The 23,354-nt window shown below is 70.3% G+C and carries 22 protein-coding genes; 14 read left to right on the top strand and 8 right to left on the bottom strand.

Features of this window, described 5'->3' with window-relative positions:
• Positions 1-91: 91 nt before the first annotated feature.
• From hisD (ACI3EY_RS07080) to ACI3EY_RS07060, 5 genes are read left to right on the top strand one after another with little or no spacing between them, the layout of a single operon-like run.
• Positions 92-1,408 (top strand): histidinol dehydrogenase, encoded by a 1,317-nt coding sequence (hisD, locus tag ACI3EY_RS07080; RefSeq protein WP_405037055.1) that lies wholly within the window; start codon positions 92-94, stop codon positions 1,406-1,408.
• 36 nt (positions 1,409-1,444) lie between these two features.
• Complete coding sequence (locus tag ACI3EY_RS07075) at positions 1,445-2,761, top strand: ABC transporter substrate-binding protein (RefSeq protein ID WP_405037056.1); 1,317 nt, start codon at positions 1,445-1,447, stop codon at positions 2,759-2,761.
• A 31-nt stretch (positions 2,762-2,792) separates the two neighbouring features.
• A complete protein-coding gene (locus ACI3EY_RS07070; protein WP_405037057.1) occupies positions 2,793-3,662 on the top strand; it encodes a carbohydrate ABC transporter permease in 870 nt (289 codons plus the stop codon).
• The gene (locus ACI3EY_RS07065) at positions 3,659-4,531 is read left to right on the top strand and encodes a carbohydrate ABC transporter permease (RefSeq protein WP_405037058.1); all 873 of its coding nucleotides are present in this window, start codon (positions 3,659-3,661) and stop codon (positions 4,529-4,531) included. Before ACI3EY_RS07070 ends, ACI3EY_RS07065 begins: the two co-directional genes overlap by 4 nt.
• 6 nt (positions 4,532-4,537) lie before the next feature.
• A complete protein-coding gene (locus tag ACI3EY_RS07060; RefSeq protein WP_405039914.1) occupies positions 4,538-5,260 on the top strand; it encodes an alpha/beta fold hydrolase in 723 nt (240 codons plus the stop codon).
• Here ACI3EY_RS07060 and ACI3EY_RS07055 read toward each other — a convergent pair.
• From ACI3EY_RS07055 to hisD (ACI3EY_RS07045), 3 genes are read right to left on the bottom strand one after another with little or no spacing between them, the layout of a single operon-like run.
• Positions 5,257-6,000: an HpcH/HpaI aldolase family protein gene (locus ACI3EY_RS07055; protein ID WP_405039913.1), complete on the bottom strand. Its 744-nt coding sequence runs from the start codon at positions 5,998-6,000 to the stop codon at positions 5,257-5,259. The genes ACI3EY_RS07060 and ACI3EY_RS07055 overlap by 4 nt on opposite strands.
• Positions 5,997-6,776: an SDR family NAD(P)-dependent oxidoreductase gene (locus ACI3EY_RS07050; protein WP_405039912.1), complete on the bottom strand. Its 780-nt coding sequence runs from the start codon at positions 6,774-6,776 to the stop codon at positions 5,997-5,999. Before ACI3EY_RS07050 ends, ACI3EY_RS07055 begins: the two co-directional genes overlap by 4 nt.
• Positions 6,773-8,083 carry a histidinol dehydrogenase gene (hisD, locus tag ACI3EY_RS07045; protein WP_405039911.1) on the bottom strand — a complete coding sequence of 437 codons (1,311 nt, stop codon included), beginning with the start codon at positions 8,081-8,083 and terminating at the stop codon, positions 6,773-6,775. The genes ACI3EY_RS07050 and hisD (ACI3EY_RS07045) overlap by 4 nt, the downstream gene beginning before the upstream one ends.
• 104 nt (positions 8,084-8,187) lie before the next feature.
• Here hisD (ACI3EY_RS07045) and ACI3EY_RS07040 point away from each other — a divergent pair, with 104 nt between their 5' ends.
• The 8 genes from ACI3EY_RS07040 (at position 8,188) to ACI3EY_RS07005 (ending at position 17,053) form a co-directional block, all read left to right on the top strand.
• Positions 8,188-9,189, top strand: coding sequence for a LacI family DNA-binding transcriptional regulator (locus ACI3EY_RS07040; protein ID WP_405037063.1), 1,002 nt, complete (start codon positions 8,188-8,190; stop codon positions 9,187-9,189).
• 104 nt (positions 9,190-9,293) lie between these two features.
• Entirely contained in the window at positions 9,294-10,295 is a 1,002-nt protein-coding gene (locus ACI3EY_RS07035) for a nuclear transport factor 2 family protein (protein ID WP_405037064.1), read from the top strand.
• A 31-nt stretch (positions 10,296-10,326) separates the two neighbouring features.
• Positions 10,327-11,478, top strand: a complete 1,152-nt coding sequence (locus ACI3EY_RS07030; RefSeq protein WP_405039910.1) for a cupin domain-containing protein — start codon at positions 10,327-10,329, stop codon at positions 11,476-11,478.
• A 9-nt stretch (positions 11,479-11,487) separates the two neighbouring features.
• Positions 11,488-12,357, top strand: coding sequence for a nitrilase-related carbon-nitrogen hydrolase (locus ACI3EY_RS07025; RefSeq protein ID WP_405039909.1), 870 nt, complete (start codon positions 11,488-11,490; stop codon positions 12,355-12,357).
• A 64-nt stretch (positions 12,358-12,421) separates the two neighbouring features.
• Positions 12,422-13,498 carry an aromatic acid exporter family protein gene (locus tag ACI3EY_RS07020; protein WP_405039908.1) on the top strand — a complete coding sequence of 359 codons (1,077 nt, stop codon included), beginning with the start codon at positions 12,422-12,424 and terminating at the stop codon, positions 13,496-13,498.
• A gap of 161 nt (positions 13,499-13,659) precedes the next feature.
• Positions 13,660-15,306 carry an esterase/lipase family protein gene (locus ACI3EY_RS07015; RefSeq protein WP_405039907.1) on the top strand — a complete coding sequence of 549 codons (1,647 nt, stop codon included), beginning with the start codon at positions 13,660-13,662 and terminating at the stop codon, positions 15,304-15,306.
• Between the two features lie 244 nt (positions 15,307-15,550).
• A complete protein-coding gene (locus ACI3EY_RS07010) occupies positions 15,551-16,009 on the top strand; it encodes a hypothetical protein (RefSeq protein WP_405039906.1) in 459 nt (152 codons plus the stop codon).
• A 168-nt stretch (positions 16,010-16,177) separates the two neighbouring features.
• Positions 16,178-17,053, top strand: a complete 876-nt coding sequence (locus ACI3EY_RS07005; protein WP_405039905.1) for a hypothetical protein — start codon at positions 16,178-16,180, stop codon at positions 17,051-17,053.
• A 23-nt stretch (positions 17,054-17,076) separates the two neighbouring features.
• Here ACI3EY_RS07005 and ACI3EY_RS07000 read toward each other — a convergent pair whose 3' ends face one another.
• Together ACI3EY_RS07000 and ACI3EY_RS06995 are read right to left on the bottom strand one after the other, a co-directional pair.
• Positions 17,077-17,808, bottom strand: coding sequence for a GAF and ANTAR domain-containing protein (locus ACI3EY_RS07000; protein ID WP_405037071.1), 732 nt, complete (start codon positions 17,806-17,808; stop codon positions 17,077-17,079).
• A gap of 90 nt (positions 17,809-17,898) precedes the next feature.
• A complete protein-coding gene (locus ACI3EY_RS06995; protein ID WP_405037072.1) occupies positions 17,899-18,666 on the bottom strand; it encodes a hypothetical protein in 768 nt (255 codons plus the stop codon).
• A gap of 296 nt (positions 18,667-18,962) precedes the next feature.
• Here ACI3EY_RS06995 and ACI3EY_RS06990 point away from each other — a divergent pair, with 296 nt between their 5' ends.
• A complete protein-coding gene (locus tag ACI3EY_RS06990; protein ID WP_405039904.1) occupies positions 18,963-20,231 on the top strand; it encodes an AI-2E family transporter in 1,269 nt (422 codons plus the stop codon).
• 39 nt (positions 20,232-20,270) lie between these two features.
• Here the strand turns inward: ACI3EY_RS06990 and ACI3EY_RS06985 are convergent, their stop codons facing one another.
• From ACI3EY_RS06985 to ACI3EY_RS06975, 3 genes are read right to left on the bottom strand one after another with little or no spacing between them, the layout of a single operon-like run.
• Positions 20,271-21,116: a carbohydrate ABC transporter permease gene (locus tag ACI3EY_RS06985; protein WP_405037074.1), complete on the bottom strand. Its 846-nt coding sequence runs from the start codon at positions 21,114-21,116 to the stop codon at positions 20,271-20,273.
• Positions 21,113-22,039, bottom strand: coding sequence for a carbohydrate ABC transporter permease (locus ACI3EY_RS06980; RefSeq protein WP_405039903.1), 927 nt, complete (start codon positions 22,037-22,039; stop codon positions 21,113-21,115). The genes ACI3EY_RS06985 and ACI3EY_RS06980 overlap by 4 nt, the downstream gene beginning before the upstream one ends.
• On the bottom strand, positions 22,039-23,337 hold the full coding sequence (locus ACI3EY_RS06975; RefSeq protein ID WP_405039902.1) for an ABC transporter substrate-binding protein: 1,299 nt from the start codon (positions 23,335-23,337) through the stop codon (positions 22,039-22,041). The genes ACI3EY_RS06980 and ACI3EY_RS06975 overlap by 1 nt, the downstream gene beginning before the upstream one ends.
• Positions 23,338-23,354: the final 17 nt, after the last annotated feature.

The raw sequence follows: 23,354 nt of genomic DNA, 5'->3' as shown, positions 1-23,354 counted from the left end.
CAGACTCTACGCCGCTGGCGAGAGGATCAGATTGACGGAAGATCTCACCACTTGCGCAGCGACGATCGACCTGTAATGTATGCGTATGCACATGAGCGAAGCGGACAAGGCAGTCCTCGGGGACCGGGTGGTCGCCGTCAAGCAACCGACCACGCGGGACCAGTCCGCCCAGTCCGACCCCAGGGTCGCGGCTGTCGTCTCGGAGATGCTGCTCAGCATCGAGAAGGAGGGGCTGACCGCAGTCAGACGGTATGCCCGTGACCTGGACGGCTACACCGGGGACGACTTCGTCGTCGGTCCGGAGGAGATGGCTCGCGCGGAGTCCGAGCTGCCTGCCGATCTCTGCGCCTCGCTCCGCACCGGCGCCGAGCGCACACGTCGCTTCGCGCAGATGCAGCGCGAACGCCTCGTCGACTTCGAGGACGAGGTCATCCCCGGCGTGGTGTGCGGACAGCGGTACGTCCCCGTCGAGAGCGTCGGGACCTACCTGCCGGCGGGCCGGTTCCCGCTCCTCGCGAGCGCCTTCATGACCGTGGGGGTGGCGGGTGTCGCCGGGGTGCCCAACCTGGTCAGCTGCACCCCACCCAGCCGGGACGGACGCCCCCACCCGGCCGTCCTCTACGCGGCTCACGTCTCCGGTGCGGAGTCGGTCTACGCCCTCGGCGGCGTGCAGGCGCTGGCCTCGATGGCGTTCGGCCTGCTCGACGCACCCCCCGCCGACATGATCGTCGGGGCGGGCAACGCCTACGTCGCGGAGGCCAAGCGTCAGCTCTTCGGGCGGGTCGGCATCGACGTGCTGGCCGGGCCCTCCGAGGTCGCGGTCATCGCCGACGACAGCGCGAGCACCGAGATGGTCGCGGCGGACCTCCTCGGCCAGGCCGAGCACGGGCCCACCTCCCCGGCGTGTCTGGTGACCACCTCCTCACGCATCGCCCACGAGGTCGAGGCCGAGATCGAGCGTCAGCTCGCCGGCCTGTCCACGCGTGAGGTCGCGGGTCCGGCGTGGCGGGACCACGGATCCGTCTACCTGGCGGACGATAGGGAGGCGGCGGTCGAGCTGATGAACCTGTTGGCGCCGGAGCACCTGGAGGTGCTGGCCGAGGACCTGGACTGGTACACGCGGAACCTGACCAGCTACGGGTCCCTCTTCCTCGGTCCGTGGTCCACGGTGGCGTACGCGGACAAGGGCATGTCCGGCACCAACCACGTGCTGCCCACCGGGCGCAACGCCCGGTTCACCGGAGGCCTGTCCGTCGCAGGCTTCCTCAAGTGCCTCACCTACCAGCGTGCCACCAAGGAGTCCACCGCGAGCCAGGCGGAGGACGTCGTCACCATCTCCGACTTCGAGGAGATGCAGGCTCACCGCGACACCGCACTGCTTCGGCTACGCCTCGTCAACGAGGCCTGAGGAAGCGCCCACCATGATTCTGCAAAGGAGCACACCATGATCACCAGCTCTCCGAAGGCTCGTGCGATCGTCCTGGGGGCCTCGGCCGCCCTGGTCCTGACAGCCTGTGGGGCCGGGTCGCGATCCCCCGGGGCAGACGCACCCACGGTCGAGTGCGACGTCCCGCAGCCGGACTCGGCCACCACGATCGAGGTGCTGGCCTACAACTCCTCGGCGATCGACCCCTTCACCAACACGATGGTGAACAGCTGCACCCAGGACAACATCACCCTGCGTCACGCCCCCATCGACTTCGGCGGTCAGGTGCAGCGGACCACCGCGACGCTGGCCGGCGACAGCGGCACCTACGACATCATCGAGACCTACAGCTTCGTCATCCCCCAGTTCGCCGCCGAAGGGTCGATCATGTCGCTGAGCGACTTCGTGGACGAGCACTCCGAGCAGTACGGGTTGGACGAGCTCAGCCAGCCCATGCTCGACGCGATGTCCTACGAGGGCGAGCTCTACGGCCTGCCGATGCAGGCACAGATGCACGTCATGGCGTTCCGCTCGGACGTCTTCGAGGACCTCGGTCTCGAGGCGCCCACCACCTTCGAGGAGCTGCGCACCGTCGCGCAGGCCATCCAGGACGAGGGAGACATCGAGTACCCGCTGGCCATGCCGCTGCTGGCCAGCGCGGACCTGGCCACGGCCTACGACATGGCGCTGGGCAGCCTCGGCGTGGACCTCACGGACCCCGAGGAGATGACCGCGAACTTCGACAGCCCCGAGGCCGCCCAGGCCTTCGAGGAGCTCATCTCGCTCAAGCCGTACATGGACCCCCAGGTCACCACCTTCGACCAGCCGGCCGTCCAGCAGCAGATGTACAACGGCAGCGCGGCCATCGCGGTCATGTTCTCGGGCCGGGTCAACGACCTGACGATGGAGGACAACACCGACCTGGCCTCGGACTTCGCCTTCGCGGCACCGCCCGCGGTCCTGGACGGCGGGGCCGCCTTCGCGTCACTGTCCGTGGACGGATGGTCCATCCCGGAGAACGCGGCCTTCGACGCCGACTCCCTCTTCCAGATGATCGCCTCATCCGTCACCGAGGAGGCCTCCCAGGAGGCCGTCCCCGCGGCATACCCGGCACGCGAGGGCATGGTCACCGAGGACACCAGCCCCTACGCGGTGGCCGCCAACGAGACGATGGCCAACGTCCCGCCGTCCGAGGCATACCCCTGGACCGCGGAGGTGACGAACGCGGTGACGCCGATCGTGGCCGAGGTCTTCCTGGAGGACAAGGAGATCGACCAGGGCCTGCAGGAGATGCAGGCCGCTGCCGACGACATCATGGCGACCTACGAGGACTGACCTCCTCGTCCATCGAGTAGATCGGCTTGCAATGAGGCGACGCGAGTACTGGATGCTGCTGGCCCCGAGCCTGGTCGTGATGATCGGACTCCTGGCCCTCCCGCTGGTCCGCACCCTGCAGTGGAGCCTGCAGCGGGTGACGTACGGCACCCCGGGCGAGTACGTCGGCCTGAGCAACTACACCCAGGCGCTCACCGACGAGAGGTTCCTCCGGTCCGTGGGCTTCACGGTCGGCCTGACCCTGAGCGTCTTCGTCGTGGTCGTCATCGGCGGCTACGTGCTGGCGATCGCGGTCAACGACCTGAGGAAGTCGCGGCCCCTGGTCCTGGGCATCCTGCTCGTGTCCTACGTCATCCCCCAGGTCATCGGCGCGACGATGTTCGGCTGGCTCTTCGACCGGAACTTCGGCGGCATCGTCAACTTCCTGGTCCGGGAGACGCTCGGGTGGTCGGTGCTCTGGTACACCGACGTCTGGCCGAACCGGGTGCTCCTGGCGCTGGCCGTCATCTGGGGCATGCTGCCCTTCGCGATGCTGGTGATCATGGCCGGACTGCAAGGCATCTCGAAGGAGATGATGGAGGCCGCCCGGGTGGACGGGGCCAGCAAGCCCCAGATCCACTGGCACGTCATCATCCCCAGCCTGCGCGGGGTCCTGGGCTTCGTCTCGCTGATCGTCATCATGGACGTGCTGCGGGTTTTCGACCAGCTCATCCCGCTGTCGCCGCAGGCCGTCCAGATCGGCAACGAGTCGGTCATGCTCTACATCTACAACATGGCCTTCCGGGACGGGGGACAACAGCTGGGTCTGGGTAGCGCCATCAACCTGCTCCTGATCGTGATCATCTTCGTCCTCCTCATCCCGTTCATCCGTGACGTCGCCAAGGAAGGATCGCGCCGATGAGCACCGACACCGTTGCCCCGGAGGCGACCCGCACCGCGGAGCCGGCAGATTCCACGCGGGGCCGGAGGATCCTCGTCGGCCTGTTCCTCTTGGCCGTCTGCGTGATCATGCTGTCACCGGTCATCTGGACGATGCTCGCCGTCAGCAAGCCCACCAACGTCGCCTTCCTCGACCCGCCGGTCTTCGCCTGGACGCCCACCTTCGACGCCTTCGTCGACCTGTGGCAGACGACGAACTTCTACCGGGACCTGATGAACACGGTCATCGTCGCGGTCGGCTCGACGTTCGTGGCGCTGGTGATCGGGCTCCCTGCGGCGTATGCCCTGTCCCGGGCACCGGGGTGGGTCTCGGCCGCCCTGCTGGTCCTCGCGCTGGTCTTCCGTGCGCTACCCCGCTTCTCGGTGGTGCTGCCGATGTACGAGATCTCGATCTCCCTCGGTGTCTACGACACGAAGTGGGCGCTCGGGGCGGCCCTGGTGGCGATCAACCAACCGTTCTCGATCTGGCTGCTGCGCAACTTCTTCGCCGAGATCTCGCCCACCCTCGACGAGGCCGCCATGATGGACGGCTGCACACGACTGCAGATCCTGACCAGGATCATGATCCCGCTCATGGGCCCGGGCATCATCACCGCAGGCATCTTCATGTTCCTCTTCGCGTTCCAGGAGTACCTGACGGCCGTCGTCCTGACGAACGTCGACGCCAGGACCGTGCCCGTCTTCATCGCCTCACAGCTGGGTCAGAACCTGCCGATGCTGCAACAGGCGGGGGCGGCCTCCATCATCCTGACGTTGCCGGTCATCGCCTTCGCGCTGGTCGCCCAGAAGTACATGGTGGCCGGACTCAACGCCGGCTCCGTCAAGGGCTGAGGCTCGGTGGCGCCGCCGCCCCTCGTGCTGCTGCCGGGGATGAACTGCACCGAGCAGCTCTGGCAGGAGGTGGTCCCGGCGTTGCCGGAGGTGCAGGTCGTGCACGGCGAGCTGGTCGAGCCTGACCTCGACGCCTGCGTCGAGGACCTGCTCACCCGGCTCCCGCCACGCTTCGCCCTGGCCGGGCTCAGCCTGGGCGGCATCGTGGCGATGGCCCTCACCCGCCGGGCGCCCGAGCGGGTGGAGCGGCTGGCGCTGCTGGACACCAACGCCAAGGCGCCCACGGACAGCCAGCGGCAGGGGTGGAGCTCGCTGCTGCACCGCCTGGAGGCGGGGGCGAGCGCCGCCGACGTCCAGCGGGACCTCCTCCCGGTGCTGCTGCACGAGGGCGCGAGCCGGTCCGTCCGGGAGGCGACGGTGCGGATGGGGGACACCCTCGGGGAGCAGCTGCTCGCGGCACAGCTCCGCCTGCAGGCGACCCGGGTCGACGAACGGCCCGGCCTGGGCCGCGTCACCGTCCCGACGCTGGTGCTGGCCGGACGCGAGGACGCCCTCTGCCCACCGTCCTCGCACCGGGAGATCGCCCGGTTGGTCCCCGGCTCACGTCTGGTGCTGCTGGAGCGGACCGGCCACCTCAGCCCGCTGGAGCGGGGGGCGCGGGTGGCCGGTGAGCTCCGGGCCTGGCTCGGCCTCGACGTCGACCACGACCGCGTCGACACGCAGGGCTAACGGGTGCCCGGGACCGCTCGGATGTCCCGCAACGTGCCCATCAGCACGGATGCCACGTTGTAGACGACTAGGTGGGCGCCCTGTCGGGCCGCGAGCTCGGCCTGCTCGACGGTGGAGACGATGTCGCAGCGGAGCGAGTCGGACGCCACCCCCTCGGTATGCACGGACTCCAGGCACTGCTCGAGGCGGGGGTGGTCGCCGCCCACCGCCCGCAGGGTCTGCGACAGGTCGCCGGTGCCGACCAGGTACCCGTCGATCCCCGGCACGTCCAGGATGGCGTGCGCGGCGTCGACCCCGTGCGGTGACTCGATCATGGCGATGACCAGGGTGTCCTGGGCCGCGTGCTCGTGCTGCTCGGGGGAGACCTCACCGAAGCGGCCGGTCCGGGTGTAGGTGGCGAAGCCGCGTCGTCCGTGCGGGGGGTAGCGACACCACTGCACCAGCTCCTCGGCGGCCCCGGCGTCGTCGATGTGGGGGGCCACGATGCCCGCCGCACCCTGGTCCAGCGCCCTCTGGACGAAGGTCGGCTCCCGCTCGCCGGGGCGGACCAGGACCGGCATACCGTGGGCGTCAGCGAGGGCGATGTGGTGCCGCAGCGCGCCGAGGTCAGCAGGCCCGTGCTCGCAGTCGATCAGGACGAAGTCGTGCCCCGCCACGGCGAGCATCTCGACCAGCTCCTCGGCGGGCATCCTGACCAGACCCCCGACGAGCGGTCGGCCCTCGCGCAGCAACGCCCTCACGCGATCATCCCCGCGGAGAGGTCCACGTCCGCCCCGTTCAGCCCGGTCAGACGCAGGATGGCGACGACGGCGCCGGCCACCTCGTCCTGGGTGACCATCCGGCGGGACGCGGCCCGGTCGACGAAACGTTTCCGGGCCTCCTCCTCGGAGCCACCGACCCGCTCGGCCTCGAGCCGGAAGTTCCGGTCCATCCGTTCGCCCTCGACAGGTCCGGGGGACAGGGCGTTGACCCGTACCCCACGGGGGCCGACCTCGAAGGCCAGCGTGCTCGTCAGACCCAGGACGGCCATCTTCGAGGCGCAGTAAGGCGTGCGGCCCTCCAGCGGTCGTTTGCCGGTGACCGAGGCCAGGTTGACCACGTCACCCCGGCCGCGGGCGATCATCGGGGGCAGGAAGGCTCGGCAGGCGAGGAAGACCCCCCGCACGTTGACCGCCATCACCTCGTCCCACTCCCGCGGGTCGATGTCGACCAGGTGGGACACCGGACCACCGATGCCGGCGTTGTTCACCAGGACGGAGATCTCCTCGTCCGCCAGCCGGTGGGACAGGTCGTCGACCGCCTGCACGTCGGCGACGTCGCACACCTCGGCCCGCACCTGTCCGGGATGAGCCTCCTGCAGCGCGACCAACGGCTCGGCCCGCCTCCCGGCGACCACCACCCGCACCCCGTGGCGCACCAGGTGCTCGGTGATGACCCGGCCGATGCCGGTCCCACCACCGGTGACGAGCGCGGTCCGGCCGGCCATGTCGGACGCCGGGTCCGGCCCCGGGCTCATCGGCGGACCGCGTCGATCCAGTCGACCTGGTCGCCGCCGTGCCGCCAGGCGCGGATGTCGCCCGACCGGGCATGCCCCTCGAACCGCTCGACGCGCGACGCGCGACCGCAGATCCGGCCCAGCTCGGCGCTCGAGGCCGGGTCACGGACCTCCTGGTAGGTGACCGTCTTGAGGTACTTGCCGACCCACAGGCCACCGGTGTACCGCGCGGCACCCATGGTGGGGAGCACGTGGTTGGTGCCGATCACCTTGTCGCCGTAGGACACGCAGGTCTGCTCACCCAGGAACAGCGCGCCGAAGTTGCGCATCCGGTCCAGGGCCTGCCGCGGGTCGGCGGTGAGGATCTGGACGTGCTCGGAGGCCTCCGCGTCCGCGAGGGCCCACATCTCGTCCTCGTCGTCGGCGACCACGATGCGTCCGTGGTCCCGCCATGCGGGGCCCGCCACGTCTCGGGTGGGCATGTCGACCAGGATCTTCTCGACGAGGTCCTGCACCTGCACCGCCAGGTCGCGGTCGGTGGTGATGAGGACGGCGGGGGAGTCCGGCCCGTGCTCCGCCTGCGAGAGCAGGTCGACGGCGACGGTGAAGGGGTCGGCCGTCGCGTCGGCGACGACGAGCACCTCCGTCGGACCCGCGAAGAGGTCGATGCCGACCTGGCCGAAGAGCTGACGCTTGGCCTCGGCCACGAAGGCGTTGCCCGGGCCCGCGAGCATGTTCACGGGGCGGATCGTCTCGGTGCCGTGGGCCATCGCCGCCACCGCCTGCACCCCACCCAGCACCAGGATCTGGTCGGCGCCGGCGGCGTGCATGGCCGCGATGGTGGCCGGCGGGATCTCACCCTGGATCGGGGGAGTGGCCGCCGTCACGTGATCCACGCCGGCCACCTTGGCCGTCACGATCGTCATGTGCGCCGAGGCGGTGAGCGGGTAGCGACCACCGGGGATGTAGGACCCGGCTGCCTCCACCGGGATGTGCCGGTGGCCGAGGAAGACCCCGGGCATGGTCTCGACCTCGAGCTCGGACATGGTGGCCAGCTGGGCCGAGGCGAAGTTGCGCACCTGGGTCTGCACGAAGGTGATGTCGTCGAGCACCTGCTGCGGGAGCCCGGAGACGATGGCGGAGATCTCCTCCTCGCCGAGGATGAAGGACGGCGGGCTCCAGCGGTCGAACTTCTCCGAGTACTCCCGGACGGCGTCATCACCTCGCTCCCGGACGGCGGTGATGATCTCGCGGACCCGGTCCGTGACCTCCTCGGTGGAGGACCCGGCGGCGCGGGCGTGGGTCGCGGTCTTGATCGACGTGGCCATGGCTTCCTTACATACGTATGCACTCGGTCACGCCGTATACTGTCGCACGCCAGAAGTTCAGTCAAGCCGCTGCAGCGACAGGGCTGTGTGTGGAGAGGGTGTGCATGGTCACCAGTCGCGACGTCGCGAAGTTGGCGGGGGTCTCGCAGCCGACGGTCTCCCGCGCCCTCCGCGACGACCCGCGGCTGTCCCCGGCGACCAAGGACGTGGTCCGCAAGGCGGCACGGCAGCTGGGGTACGCGACGAACGCCATCGGACGGGCCCTGGCCACGGGGCGCTCGACCCGGGTGGGGCTGCTCGTCACCGACCTGCAGAACGAGTTCTACCCGCACGTGATCGCCCCCATGCACCACGAGCTGGCCGAGCTGGGGCACGAGCTGGTGCTGATCACCGAGACGGTGGAGGCGGAGGTCATCGCCGAACGCATCGTGGCGCACGGGTTGTGCGGGGTGATCCTGGCCACCCCCCGGCTGGAGTCCCTGCTCCCGGTCCGGCTGGACGACAAGGGCATCCCCTTCGTCTACTTCAACCGCGTCAGCTCCCTGGTGCACGCCGACTCCGTCACCGTCGACCCCTCGGTCGGTTTCGCCGACCTCGCCGACGCGCTGGTCCGTCTCGGGCATACGCGCATCGGCGCCGTCTTCGGTCCGCAGGACACGAGCACCGGTGCCCTGCGCGAGCGGGCGGTCCGGGCGGCCCTGGCCGCGCGAGGTCTCGGCTTCGACGAGGCCGACGTCCGGCACGGGGACTTCGACTTCGAGGTGGGACACACCCACGGTCGCGACCTGCTGGGCTCGAGCGACCGACCCTCGGTGATCATCTGCGCCAACGACATCGTGGCTCTCGGCGTGCTCAACGCGGCGGCCGAGGAGGGCCTCGAGGTGCCGGCCGACGTCTCGGTCGTGGGTTTCGACGACCTGCCCATCGCCGGGTGGCCGCTGGTGCAGATGACGACGATCCGGTACGACCTGGACGCGATGTCCCGCTCCGCCGCCCGGCTCATGGTCCGGCGGGTCGGCCTGGCCGACGGCGCGGAGCCGACCTCGGAGACCTTCCCCACGGCCTACGTGGAGCGGCGCACGCTCGGCGCTGCTCCCCCCTCCTGACCGATACCTGGGAGAGGGCCACCCCGGGCGGGTGCTTGTCACCAGCGGTGCATACGTATACTCTCGGGTGACCGAGTACCCGCACCCCGGAGGCTGCCCGCACCATGACGCTGGACCCGATCGCCTATCACCCGTACGCCGACCCGGACGACTTCATCCGGGAGGTGACCGACCGGATCTGGGTGCAGCGGGACATCGACCACATCGTGGAGAACTACGAGGAGGGCTCGATCGTCCACGGTGGCCTGGGGACGACCACCGGCCGCCAGGGGGTGATCGAGGGGACCACGATGCGGATCGCCTCGGTGCCCCAGCACGTCGGGCAGGCGGAGGACGTGGTCTGGGAGGCCAGGGGAGAGGATGCCTTCCTCAGCTCGCACCTGGTGTTCTCCAGCGACGAGCACATCGTCGGTGGTGAGCCGCGGCGGGTACGTTCGCGCACCATCGCGAACTGCCTCTACCGGCGGGGCCGGATGGTGGAGGAGTGGGTGGTCCGCGACACCCTGGCGCAGGCGCAGCAGATGGGCGTGGACCCCGACGAGGCTGCCGCGCAGCTCCGCTTCGTCGGCTACCAGTCCTCCTGGTCCGGCCCCCCTCCCGCCGACCCGCTCTCCGTGGGCGACAGCGGCCCTCGGCCCGACGACCACCGTGCCGAGTGCGAGCTGGCGCTCGCCCTGCTGGACGACGTGTGGTCCCACCGGCGGCTGAACACGCTGTCGACCTACATGCACCGTGACCTGTTCCTGCACACGGTCGGGGACCAGACGGTCATCCGTCCCGACGGGTACCAGCGCGACCTGCTGCAGCTCGTCGCCCCGTTCCCGGACGCCACCTTCACGGTGCGCGACATCCAGACGCACGACCACGTCCGGTATGCCGGGCTGCGGGTCGCGGTCCTGTGGCAGATGCACGGCACCTACACGGGGGTCCCCGCCTACGGTCCGCAGACCGGCGCCCCGGTCGACCTCATGGGCGTCTCGCAGTTCCTGTTCCACGAGGGACGCATCGTGCGTGAGGTCCGCGTCTACGACGACCTCGCGCTCCGCGCGCAGATCGCTGCCGGCCGCGGGGACGAGCCCAGCCCCTACATCCCCAACATCTACTGACCCATCCACACCCAGTGACCAGGAGCACACCATGAGCACGACACCCGTCATCCCCCAGAGCGACGAGGGGCGCCGCCGCACCATCCTGCGCAGCGACTGGGTCCCCTGCAAGACGGCCTTCATCGACTGTCGCACCCCGGGCTCGGACCGGAAGGACAACTACTCGTTCGTCGGGCCGGGCGTCTCGCAGAGCGACGAGCAGTTCGTCAACCTGACGGAGCCGCACGGGTTCAACGTCGGTGCGGCGGGGATGCCGAACGGGACGACGAACAACCTCCACCTGCACTTCACCGCCGAGGTGTTCATCAACTTCGACGGTGACTACCTGCTCCGCTGGGGCGCGGACGGCAAGCAGGGCACCTTCCGGTCCGTCGACGGCGACGTCATCTCGGTGCCGCCGTGGATCTTCCGCGGCTTCACCAACGAGGGTGCCGACGAGGGCGTGCTGCTGACGGTGCTGGGACAGGACGAGACCGGGGGCATCATCTGGGGACCGTCCGTCATCGAGGAGGCGGCACAGCACGGGCTGTACCTCAGCAAGGACCACCGCCTCATCGACACCACGCTGGGCCAGTCGGTCGACGGGGTGGACCTGGTCGCGCCCATGCGCCAGGAGGAGATCGACAGGCTGGACTCCTTCACCGAGGAGCAGTTCGCCACCCGCGTGGTCCGGGCGACCGACCGCCAGTGGGACGACCGGCCGTTCCTGTGCTCCACGTTGCCGCACGGTGGAGCGCAGCTCAGCATCGTCATCGGGTACGGGCTGAGCGAGCACCGCGGGGTCGTCCCCCCGCTGCCGGAACCGCACTCGTTCAGCCTGGCCTGGTTGGCGGCCGAGGAGGGTGAGGGTCTGCTCCGGCACCGGCTGGACCGCCCGCAGGTCCTGACCGCCCGCACGGGCACCTGGCAGGTCACCTTCGAGACCGCTGCCGGTGAGGAGACGGCCGAGCTCGGCCGGCTGGATGCGGTGTCCGTCCCGGCCGGGTCCTGGCGCACCGTCCGCGCGGTCTCCTCGGGGGAGGACGGGCCGGCCGAGCTGCTGTGCGTGGTGCAGGGCGACGAGCGTGCGCTCATCGAGTGGAGCGACGAGGTGGTCACCGCCGCCGAGGAGAACGGCTACGTGCGCGATGCCAACGGCTACCTCGCGCCCGCGCGCCTGCTGGAGAGCTCCGGCAACCGGTAGGCCTGTGACGTGCCGGAAGAGGTGACTGTCGCGGCGTGCCAGGTCGCGGGCCGCGTCGAGGGAGCGCCCCCGGTGGCCGAGCTCGAGCACGCGGTCGCGCTGGCAGCCGGGCGCGGTGCCCGGTTGGTCGTCCTTCCGGAGCTGGCGCTCAGCGGGTATGCCTTCGCCTCGCGGCAGGAGGTGCAGGAGCGGGCCGAGAGCCGGGACGGGGCCTCGGTGCAGCTCGCCCTGCGCCTCTCGGCCACGCACGAGGTGGTGGTCGTGCTGGGCTTCGCCGAGCGGGCGGGCGACGAGCTCTACAGCTCCGCCGTGGTCGCCGACCGGGGTGCCGTCCTCGGGGTCTACCGCAAGGCCCATCTCTGGGACCGCGAGAAGCTCTTCTTCTCGGCGGGCTGGGACGGGCCGATGGTCCTCGACACCTCGGTCGGGCGGGTGGGCGTCATGGTCTGCTACGACCTCGAGTTCCCCGAGTGGGTGCGCCGGGCTGCTCAGGCGGGGGCAGAGCTGCTGGCCGTGCCGGTGAACTGGCCCCTGCTGCCGCGTCCGCGGGGCGAGCGGGCCATCGAGGTGGCCAAGGCGCAGGCCGCCGCCGCCGGGTACGGGGTGACGATCGTGGTGGCGGACAGGTGCGGGAGGGAGCGCGGGGTCGACTGGGTGGGCGGCAGCCTCGTCTGCGGTCCTGACGGGTACCTGCTCGCCGGACCGGCGACCGTCGACGAGGACGTGGCCGCCCCGGGCGTGGTGACCGCGCGGGTCGACCCGGGGGCCTCTCGACGCAAGGAGCTGACGGAGCTCGCCCATCGGTGGCACGATCGCCGACCGGAGCTGTACACGGAGGTCCCCGCACGGGACGGGGAGCGGCGCCGAGGCTCTGGGTGAGGCCGGAGTCCTTCCCCGGGGGCGGCGGCGACGCTACGCTGGCACGCCCGCCCGATTGGACACGATGGTGAACGGCAGCAGGTTCTGGACCGCGGTGCGCGACGTCGTGGTCCCGGCCGGCAAGGCGGCGCTCGCGACCGGGCTGGCGTTCTACCTCGGGTCGCTGCTCCCGTCACCGGTGGGGGACTACAACTACTACGCGGCCCTGGGCGCCTTCACCGTGGTCGGTCTGTTCGTGAGCCAGTCGGTCAAGGAGTCCGCGCAGGTCGTGGCGGCAGTGGTGATCGGGGTGGGGGTCGCCGTCGCGGTGCAGTCGGTGTCCTGGGCCAGTCCGCTCATGGTCGGCGCCAGCGTGCTGGTATGCCTCCTGCTCGGTGCGCTGCCGTTCCTCGGCGCGCAGCGGACGTGGGCACCCCTGGCCGGGTTGTTCGTCCTGGCTACGGGCGGCCCCGATCCTGAACCGATGGCGGTCGCCTACGTGGTGCAGGTCCCCCTCGGTGCGGTCGTCGGGATCCTGATCAACCTGCTGCTCCTGGCGCCGCTCGGGCTCGACGAGCTGGACCGTGCGATGGCCCGGGTCCTGAAGCTGCTCCCGGAGCAGATGCGGAGCGAGGCTCGGCGCCTGCTCGTCAGTCCGGACAGCATGGAGTCGCGACCTTCCGGTGCCGGGCCCTCGCCGGTGCTCGCCGACTCCCGCAGTCAGCTGCGCCGTGCCATCGACCAGGTCCACCGGGCGCGGCGGGGTAACGCGCGAGCACGTCTTCCCCGGTACCGGGACGACTCCGCCCTGACCCGGGCCGAGGCCGTGAGCCGGTGCGCCGCCGCGCTCGAGGCGGTCTCGATGATCGTCGCCGAGTCCGCGACGGCCGAGGGGGACTCCGGCGCGGACCTGCGACGCCAGGCGGCGGCGGTGCTCGAGCAGGCAGCCACCACCTTCGAGTTCGCACTGGTGCCCGGCCAGGACGACGACAACCTCGCCCTCTCCCTGCAGGAGATCGACATACTCCTGGAGCAGGTGCGAGCGACCTCGGTCGGCACCGAGCTCGACCATGTCCTGTTCGGCGCCCTGGGGGTGACCATCCGTCAGTGCCTGGACGTGCTCGAGTCCACCGACCTCTTCGAGCACCGCGACCCGCGCTGAGTCCGCCCGCAGCCGCCGCACCCACCTGTGGGCGCGGGCGCTCGTCGGTGGTCCGAAAGGGGGGTGCCCCCGAGGCCGCACCAGCGGTAGCGTGGGCCCGAGCAGCCCGTGCTGCGGGATCGGGCACGGTGACTCGACGGAGCCGACCAGGAGACGGGCCGATGGCCGAGGTGCGTACGCGACCGCTGATCCTCGTCCGCGGGTTCGGCGGACTGGACGTGAGCTCGGAGCAGGCCAACCCCTACCAGGGGTTCAACGAGGGCACGGTCTATCCCGGGCGGCGCGGAGAGAACTACATCTACGAGGGCTTCCTGCTGCGGGCGATGAAGTCCACGGACTACCCGTACACCGACGCCACCAACGTCGTCGGCTACTACTCGAGTCCGGTCTCCTCACCCGCCGGCGACCTGGACGGCTGGGGGCCCGAGGACACCCAGGGGACCGTGGTCGTCGACCACCAGGTGGCCCGACGGGTGCTGCGCGAGGCAGCCAAGGGCACCCTGTGGGTCTACCGGTTCTACGACCTCTCACCCCGGTCCTTGCAGCGGTACGGGGAAGGTCTGGCGCGGCTCATCGAACTGATCCGCAAGGCGGAGGAGCAGAACGAGCCGGGGGCGTTCGACGGGGTCGACCTGGTGTGTCACAGCATGGGCGGGCTGGTGATGCGGGAGGCGCTGCTGACCCTCGACGGTCAGGAGCCGGCATCGGCCGCCAGGTTGGTGCACCGGATCGTGACACTGGGCACTCCGCACCGGGGGATCGCGTTCCAGCGGATGCCACGGTGGCTCGTGGAGACGCTGCCCGGAGCGAAGGCAGGCTCGGACGAGCTGTCGTCCTTCTCCCCGGACAGCACCCGCTTCCTCGAGCTGGCCAAGGTCTTCCCGCTCGAACGCATCCTGACGGTGGTGGGGACCAACTACCGCAGCTATGCCGTGGGCGCGGCCAGCGCGCTGAACCGGCTCTCCAGCCTGGTCGACGAGGGCACCCTGGCCACCAACCGCAGCGACGGCCTCGTCAAGCACTCCGCCGCCCAGCTGCCCGGGGCACCGCGGACGTTCGTGCACAAGAGCCACGGGGGCTTCGACTCCGTCGTCAACTCGCGCGAGACCTACGAGATCGCCATGCGCTTCCTGCACGGCACGCACAAGATCTCGCTGTGGCTCGACGAGGCCGAGGTCACCCGAGGCGGCGACTGGTTCGGCAGCAGCGAGTACTACTTCGGCGTCAGCATCAAGCCCCGCTACGTCGACTTCGAGCTCTTCCATCAGAGCCCCGAGGCGGAGAACTGCTACGGACCGTTCAGCCGCCCCGACCTGTCCGACCCGCTCCCCGAACTGGCCGGTGAGCTGAGCAAGCCGTTGTCCGAGCCGGGGGACCGCACCACCGGGTGGGCCGGTCCCGACCGCCTCATCTGGGAAGGGTGGATCGACGGGCGCATCAAGCCCAGCACCGATGCTCAGGGGGTGGTCTTCCGGCTCGACGTCTACGTCGGTGAGCGGGACGTGTACGGGATCGGCTTCTCCGACAACGTGATCTTCCGCAAGCAGTACTACGTCCAGGTCTTCCCCGGCACGCACGCCGAGCTGTTCCTGCACACCGGCGAGCAGTACCTGAGCGAGCGCGGCACCCACGACGCTGCCGGGCTGCGCCAGGTGGCGCACGACGACGCGCACCTGGGTGCCGCGGCGCCCGTGCAGCGGCTGCCTGAGATCAGGACCCGCCCGGGGTGGTTCCTCGACGTGGTCGGCACCGGGTTCAGTGCCCGCCTCCGGGTGGCCGTCGCCGCCGACGGCGACGACCGCACCTGAGGAGGTCCACGGGATCGGTACCGGCAGGCGCGTGCCGGCTCCGCTCAGGCCTGTTCAGCAGGGTCCGGCTCTGCCATGCTGAGGTATGCCGCGCACCACGGGTGCGGCACCGACCCGCACCCCGCCAGCGCCCCGGTCGACCCAGGTCGCCGTGGGTCCGTTCCTCCCGGCGGCGGCGGCGTGGTGTGCCGTCCTCCTGCTCGGCGGGTGCGCAGCGAGTGAGCCGACCACCGAGACTGCCCAGGTGTCCTCCACGGCGGCCGCCCCTGCCTCTCCGTCCGCTCCGGCCCAGGTGGTCGAGGACGAGCCTGATCCGAGCACCCCGACGACGGAGGACATCGGTGAGACGGAGGAACCGGCACCGGTCCAGGACGCGGGGGTCTCGATCCTGCTGGCCGGCCTGCCGGTCGGCGGCTTCGCCGAGGTGTCCCTCGACGATCCGTTCCTCCGGTGCGTGCACGTGAACTGGACCGGCGAGGTGGACCTGCCTCCTGGTGTGGGTCTGGAGCTGAGCGAGATCGACCTGCACCCGGCGGGAGTCTATGAAGCGGTCGACTCCGGATGCCCCGGTGACCTGCCAGGGTGTCTGCACCGGCCGGGGGTGCTCGAGCGCCCTGGTCTGTGCGGCGTCCCCGTGCGACAGCTGGGGCCCAGCTCCGACGGGGTCGGCAGCCTCGGCGTGGTCGCAGGCCGCGTCACCTGAACGTCTGAGGAGGGTTGGCGATGCGCCGAGTTCCAGGCGCAGCTGGTCGCGGCGGACGACCCGCAACGGATCCGCTGGGACGACGCGGTGGTGGAGCAACCGGAAGCGGAGACGCAGACGGGCACCGGATCCACCGACACCTCCGCCACCACCCAGGACGGCTGAGCGGTGAGCGGGCCGGTCGCCACCGACCAGGTCTACCGGTGGCTGGCCATCGCCAGCAGCGTCGTGGCGCCGATCACCGTGATCACCACGCTCCTGTTCTACTTCGGCTACGTGTCCTCCCGGGCCCAGTTCCGCTACTTCGGCATCGACGTCGACACCATCGGACTGTCCACCACGGACTACGCGATGCGCAGCCCAGCCGTCCTGCTCGTGCCGCTGCTGGTCCTGGCCCTGGTGGGGATGGTGGTGCTGCTGCTGCACGTCCGCGTCCGGCGGTCACCCCCGTCGGCGCGCGTCATCCTCCTGGCGCTGTCGGCGGCGCTCCTGGTCCTGGTGACGGGCCTGGTCCTCCTGTTCGGCTACTTCGCCCTGGGCCGGTGGGCGGCCTACCCCCTCGTCACCCCCTCGCTGATCGGGATCGGCGTCGCCCTGGTCGTCTACCTGCTGTGGGTGCCGACCGCGCCGGCGTGGCTGCACCGCTCCGAGGACGAACGGGCGCGGTGGGTGAGGCCCGCGGTGAGCACCCTGGGGGTGGTGGTGGTGGGGACCTGCCTGTTGTGGGCGACCGCGACCGTGGCGGAGTGGACCGGACGAGGGAACGCGGCGCAGACCGCGCGGAACCTCGACCAGCTTCCTCTGGTCATCCTGGACACCACCGAGCGGTTGTACCTGACCGACGGGGTCACCGCCGAGAGCGTGCTCCCGACACCCGAGGGTGAGTCGTTCCGCTACCGCTACCGCGGGTTGCGACTGCTGGTGCAGGGTGACGACACGATGTTCCTCGTGCCCGAGCGCTGGACGCCCAGCAACTCGACCGTCGTCGTCCCGGTCGACGGCACCGCACGCCTGCAGTTCCGGTTCGTCAACGACCCACCCTGAGGACTTTGCCGCGCTGAGCAGGCTCAGCCCGCAGTAGCGTTCCTCTGCTCCAGCGCGGTACCCGTGTGCGGGAGGCGGCGGGTCGTGACGACGGACTCGGCGATCTCGAAGAGCTTCTGGTTGGTCTGCCGGGACAGGCGCACCAGGACGTCGAAGGCCTGGTCCGGGCTCAGGTCGAAGCGCTCCATGAGCAGTCCCTGGGCCTGACCGATCGTCGTTCGCCGGCTCACGGCGATCTGGAGGTTCTCCACCTTCTCGCTCGTGGCCAGCGCTATCGCGGCCTGGCTGGCGAGGATGTGCCCCTCGGCGTGGTCGGCCGCGGTGAACGCCTCCGGCGTGAGGGAGTACAGGTTCAGCGCTCCCACCAGGCTGTCGGTGGTGAACAGGCGGTAGGACAGCATCGAGCGCACCCCGAGCTCGCGGATGACCCGGGGCGCCCAGGTCGGCCAACGGTCGTCCGTGACGAGGTCAGGGCTCTCGATCAGGTACTCGTGCGGTGTCATGGCGTCCAGGCAGGGGCCTTCGCCCTGCTCGTACTGCCAGGCGTCGCCCATGGTCACCAGGGAGTGTGAGGAGGCCACGGTCTCGACCCTGCCCTTGCGGACCAGGGACACCCCCGCCGCATCACATCCCGAGATCAGCGACACCGCCAGGTCGACGACGGCCTCGGCGGTCAGTGCCACCGATGCCTCACCGTGCACGGCCCGGGCCATCTCCGCCGTGTGGTGCGACAGGTCCTGCTCGATGTCGGTCATGGCCTCCCGAGTATGCCACTGGAGAAGACGCGCCGTCGAGGCCCCGTCGGGGCCCCAGGGGTGGCCGGCACCGTGCGGTGCCGGCGCATCTCACACAGCGCCGGAGTCCGTGACCGACTCCTGCACCAACCGGTCGCCTGTCGCCGGCGTGTAGCGGATCCGGGCGGCATGGGGATGCTGGTGGTAGACAGCTGTCCCCGGGATCCGCGCGCAGACCCCGCCGAGCGACCGCACCGCGTCGGCTGGTGTGACTACCGAGGCGTTCCCGACGGCCAACTGCTCCCAGGCCTCCCGCACCGCGGGCCAGTCTCTGCCGAGCAGGGCGAACGAGTGGAGGCCAGGAACGACGTCGTTCTCGTCCGACTGGTCGGTGGACCCGCGGACCCAGCCGTGCAGCTCGCTCGACACCGGGTAGCCCAGCGGGCCGGGAGGGGACAGCGCCAGCACATCTGCGTCCAGCAGGACCGGTTCCGCGCCCTGGACCTCGACGACGCGTTCCGCGTAGGCCTGCAGCAGGTCCGGGGCGGGGATGCACCGCACGTCGAGATGGACGAGCACCTGCGCGCCGGCGCCCACGGCCTCGTCCATCGCCAGCATCACCGCGTCGACGTAGGCCCGCTGCTGCTGCTTGTGCGTCACCTGCAGGCGGGGCACCAGCGTCTCCCACCGGTCCGAACGGATGGGCAGCCTGTTCCGGGCGAGCTCGCGGTCGCTGGCGGCCAGCACCACGTGCAGGTCGGGCGGCCAGGAGCTGGCCCCGAGCCCGTCGACCTGACCGAGCAGTGCGGCGTGCTCGTGGTGCACGACGGTGGTGACCGCGATCCGCGGTCGGTGGGAACGAGGGAGCGGGTGGCTCACGATGCACTCCAGGGGCGAGGACGACTCGAGCCCGCTGGTTTGGAGGCGAGGAGGAGACTACTACACACCGGTCCGCTGGTCGACGGGGCTGCCCGGTCGGGTGCGGCGAGCCATGCCACGTCCGGTCCGAACACCTGGGACACTGGCGGTGCCGGTGCTCACCGGCACCGATGACCAGGAGTGGCATGGCCGAGTCAGATCTGCAGCAGGAGGCCCGCGAGGTCTCGTCCTTGAACGTCCGGACGGAGGACCCCGCACCGGAGACGGGCCACCGTCCACCGGCGGTCCCGGGCAGCGTGAGCGACCGATCCGACCGCCCCGCTCCCGTGACCAACGTGGGCCGGGACCGGATGGGCGTCATCGGTGAAGGGCTCAAGTCCGTCACCGGCTGGTGCCTGCGCCTGCTCATCGTCGCCGCGGCGCTCTGGGTGCTCTGGTGGGTCCTGGAGAAGATCTGGTTCGGGGTGCTCCCGATCCTGCTGGCGCTCATCGTCACCACGGTGCTGTCTCCCGTGGTCGGCTGGATGCGGCGACGCGGTCTGCCCTCGGCCGTGGCCACGCTGGTGACGCTGGTCGTCTCCATCGCCGCGGTTCTCGGTGTCTTCGTCGCCCTCGCCCCGTCGGTGATCGAGCAGTCGCAGGAGATCTTCAGCCAGGCCAACGAGGGGGTCGGGACGGTCCGTGACTGGATCTCCGGACCGCCGTTGAACCTGGACAACGCCCAGGTCGACGAGTACCTGAACACCGCCATCGAGTGGCTGCGTGACCAGAGTGCGGTCGCGGCCGGTGCCGTCGCCTCCGGCCTGGGCGCGGTGGGCTCGGCCCTGGTCACCCTGGCCCTGGTGCTGGTGCTGACCTTCTTCTTCCTCAAGGACGGCCCTGCGTTCCTGCCCTGGGTGCGCCGCACCACCGGTCGCTCCGTGGGTCGTCACCTGACCGAGTCGCTGACCCGCGTCTGGAACACCTTGGGTGGCTTCATCCGCACCCAGGCCATCGTCAGCGCCGTCGATGCCGTCCTCATCGGGGCCGGTCTGCTGCTCCTGGGGGTGCCGCTGGCCCTGACGCTGGCCGTGCTGACCTTCGTCGGCGGCTTCATCCCGATCGTCGGTGCCGTCGTGGCCGGCGGTATCGCGGTCCTGGTCGCCCTGGTGTCGCAGGGCTTCACCACCGCCGTCTGGGTGCTCGTCCTGGTGCTGGCCGTCCAGCAGATCGAGGGCAACGTGCTGCAGCCCGCCCTGCAGGGGCGCAGCATGAAGATGCACCCGGGCATCATCCTGCTGGCCGTCGCCGGGGGCAGCACGCTCTTCGGCATCATCGGCGCCTTCCTCGCGGTGCCGGTCGCGGCCAGCGTCGTGGTCCTGCTGCGCTACCTCAGCGAGCAGGTCGATCTGCGCACCGGGGACATCGGGGCCAAGGACCTGGCCCTGGCCACCCCCGAGGGGCTGGTCGCCGCGGCGCACGGCGAGCACGCCGGTGTGCTCGCCCGTCGGGCCGAGGACGCCCCGGCCCCGCGGCAGGCGCCGGAGCGTCTCGGCTTCTGGGCCTGGCTCGTCGGACGGCACTGAGCACAGGGCCGTGGACCCCCGGACCTTGACCTGCAGGACCTAGCGGATCCCGGCCCGCATGAAGCTCTGCACGAACTGCCGCTGGAAGATCAGGAACGCGATCAGCAGCGGTGCGACGACGAGGATGGTGGCCGCCGACAGCAGCGTCCAGTCGATCCCCGACTCGGTGCCGTTGTAGACCGCCAGCCCCACCGTCAGCGGGCGGGCGTTGACGCTGTTGGTGATGACCAGCGGCCACAGGAAGTTGTTCCAGTGGGTGCTGACCGAGACCAGCCCGTAGGCGACCAGGGTCGGCTTGGCCAAGGGGACGTAGACCCGCCACAACCGGCCCAGCCGGCCGGCGCCCTCGATCTCGGCGGCCTCGTCCAGCTCGATCGGCATCGACTTGAACGTCTGCCGCAGCAGGAAGATGCCGAACGCGCTGGCGATGTACGGCAGCCCGATCGCCGGGATCGTGTCGACCAGCTGCAACGAGGCCATCGTCGCGTAGTTCTCCGAGATCAGGATGTCCGGGGCGATCATCAGCTGGATGAGCACCAGCGCGAAGGCGATGTTGCTGCCCACGAACCGGAAGCGGGCGAAGGCGTAGGCGGCCAGCACGCCGAGCACCAGCTGTCCCACCAGGATCCCGCTGACCAGCAGGATCGTGTTGATGTAGTAGCGCCCGAACGGTGCACCGGTCCAGACCGAGACGAAGTTGTCGAAGGTCAGCGGCGCGGTCAGGTCGAAGGTGGTGGCCGCCTCGCGGGTGTGCACGGAGGCCCACAGGGCATACAGCAGGGGCAGCAGCCACAGCAGGCCGAGCAGCCAGGCACCCACCGTCTCCAGGGTGCGCCCGAGGCGGAAGCCGCTCTGGCCGGGAAGGGTGTTCACGTCGGTGCTCACCGGTAGTGCACCCGCCTCTCGAGTACGGCGAACTGGATGACGGCGGCCAGTCCGAGGATGACCACCAGGGCCATGGTCAGGGCACCGGCGTAGTTCGGGTCGAAGAACGAGAACGCGGTGTCGTAGATGTAGAACAGCAGCAGGTTGGACGCGTTGTTGGGTCCACCGCCGGTCATGATGAACAGGTGGTCGATGATCTTGAAGGCATCGGTCAGGGCCACCACGAAGACGAACAGCGTCGTCGGCATCAGCAACGGCAGGGTCACCCGCCGGAAGTGGTACCACCGGGAGGCGCCCTCCAGCTTCGAGGCCTCCTCCAGCTCGGGGGAGAGGTTCTGCAGCCCGGCCAGGTAGAAGATCATGAAGAAGCCCGCCTGCTTCCAGATCATCATCACGATGAGCGCCGGCAGCACCGTGTCCGGGTCGCCCAGCCAGTTGCGGGTGGGCAGGCCCAGGGTGGAGAGCAGCTGGTCGATCGGGCCGATGCCGGGGGAGTAGAAGAACAGCCAGATGCTGGCCACCGCCACCATCGGCAGGATGGTCGGGGTGAAGTAGGCCAGCCGCACGAACGCCTTGCCCCGCAGCTTGTTGTTCACCCACACCGCCATCAGGATCGCCAGGGCCATCGACGTCGGGACGGTGCCGAGGGCGAACCACAGGTTGTTGCGCAGCACCTGCCAGAAGACGGGGTCCTCGACGAGGCGTTGGTACTGGGAGGCACCGACCTCGCCGCTGCGCGACTGCGCGGAGGACCACGCCGACCGCACGATCGGGTAGTGGGTGAAGGCCACCAGGACCACGAACGCCGGGGCGAGCAGCGCCCAGGCGAAGGCCTGGTCACCCAGGCGCATCCGGCGCCGCCCCGGGGGTGCGCCCTCCGGGGTCGGCGGCTCCGCCGTGACGGTGGGGATCGCGGCGGTCATCAGCCCTGGTACGGCTCGAGGACGCCGTCGATGTCGCTCTGCAGCTGGGTCAGGGCGTCCTGCGCCTCGGACTGGCCGGTCAGCACCGCGGCGATGGTGTCGTTGATCATCTGCGACACCCGACCGTTCTCGTGCGAGGTGGTCTCACCCACAGCGACCTCGAGCTGGTCCCGCGCGACCGCGGCCTGCGGGAACTCCTCGGCATACTCCGCCATCGTGTCGGTCTCCCAGGCCTCCGGGCCGGTCGCCACGTAGCCCGACTCCATCGACCACTCGGCCGCCAGCTCGGGCTCGGTGAGGCAGGTCGCGATCGTGTAGGCCGCGGCCTTGGTCTCGTCGTCGCCGCGGTCGAAGACGTAGAGGTTGCCGCCGCCGGTCGGGGACCCGGGCTGGGTGTTCGCCGGCAGGATCGAGACGCCGAACTCGAAGTCGGCGTTGCTGCGCACGTTGGTCAGGTTGCCGGTGGTGTGCCACATGATGCCGGTGCGGCCCTGCAGGAAGTCCTCCGGCGTCGAGGCCCACTCGGTGGTGCCGCTCGGCATGATGCCCTCCTCGGCCATCGAGCGCCACCACTCCAACGCCTCGACCGAGCCGGGGGCGTCGAGGTAGTCGACCATCCCGTCCACCCCGGCGGTGTCCTCCACCCCGCTCTGGATGGCCATCGCCTGGAACATCCAGTTGCCGAACTGGGTCGAGGGGATCTCCAGGCCGTACTCGGCGGCGCCGGAGTCCTGGATGGTGGCGGCGTGCTCCTCGAGCTCGTCCCAGGTGGTGGGGGGAGTCTCGGGGTCCAGCCCGGCCTCCTCGTAGACGTCCTTGTTGTGGTACTGGACGATGGTCGACCGCTGGAACGGCAGGCTCCACAGCTCGCCCTCGGCCTCGCCGGAGGCCAGGTATGCCGGGTAGAAGCGGTCCTCGGTCCAGGACAGGTCGTCGTCCAGGGAGCTCAGCGGCACGATCAGGTCGGCGTCGGTGAGGGTGTAGAGGTCGGTGGTCAGCAGCACCGCCAGGTCAGGGCCCTGGTCGCTGCGCGAGGCCGTCTGCGCCTTGGTCATGGTGTCGGCGTAGGTGCCGCTGTAGACGGCTTCGACGCTGATCCCCTCGTGCTGCTCGGTGCAGGTCGCGATGAGGTCGTCGACGACGTCGGTGAGCGGACCGCCCACGGCGACGGGGTAGTACATGGTGAGCTCCACCGAGCCGTCGGAGGAGGCACCGCCACCACCGCCGCAGGCGGCGAGCAGGACGGCGCTGGAGGACAGGGTGACGGCCAGGGCCAGGGTGCGGGGACGTGCGGACATGAGGAGTACCTCTCTGG

This window comes from Serinicoccus shuyuelongi (assembly GCF_045032955.1).
GTDB lineage: Bacteria > Actinomycetota > Actinomycetes > Actinomycetales > Dermatophilaceae > Ornithinicoccus.
This window is presented reverse-complemented; position numbering and strand designations above follow the sequence as displayed.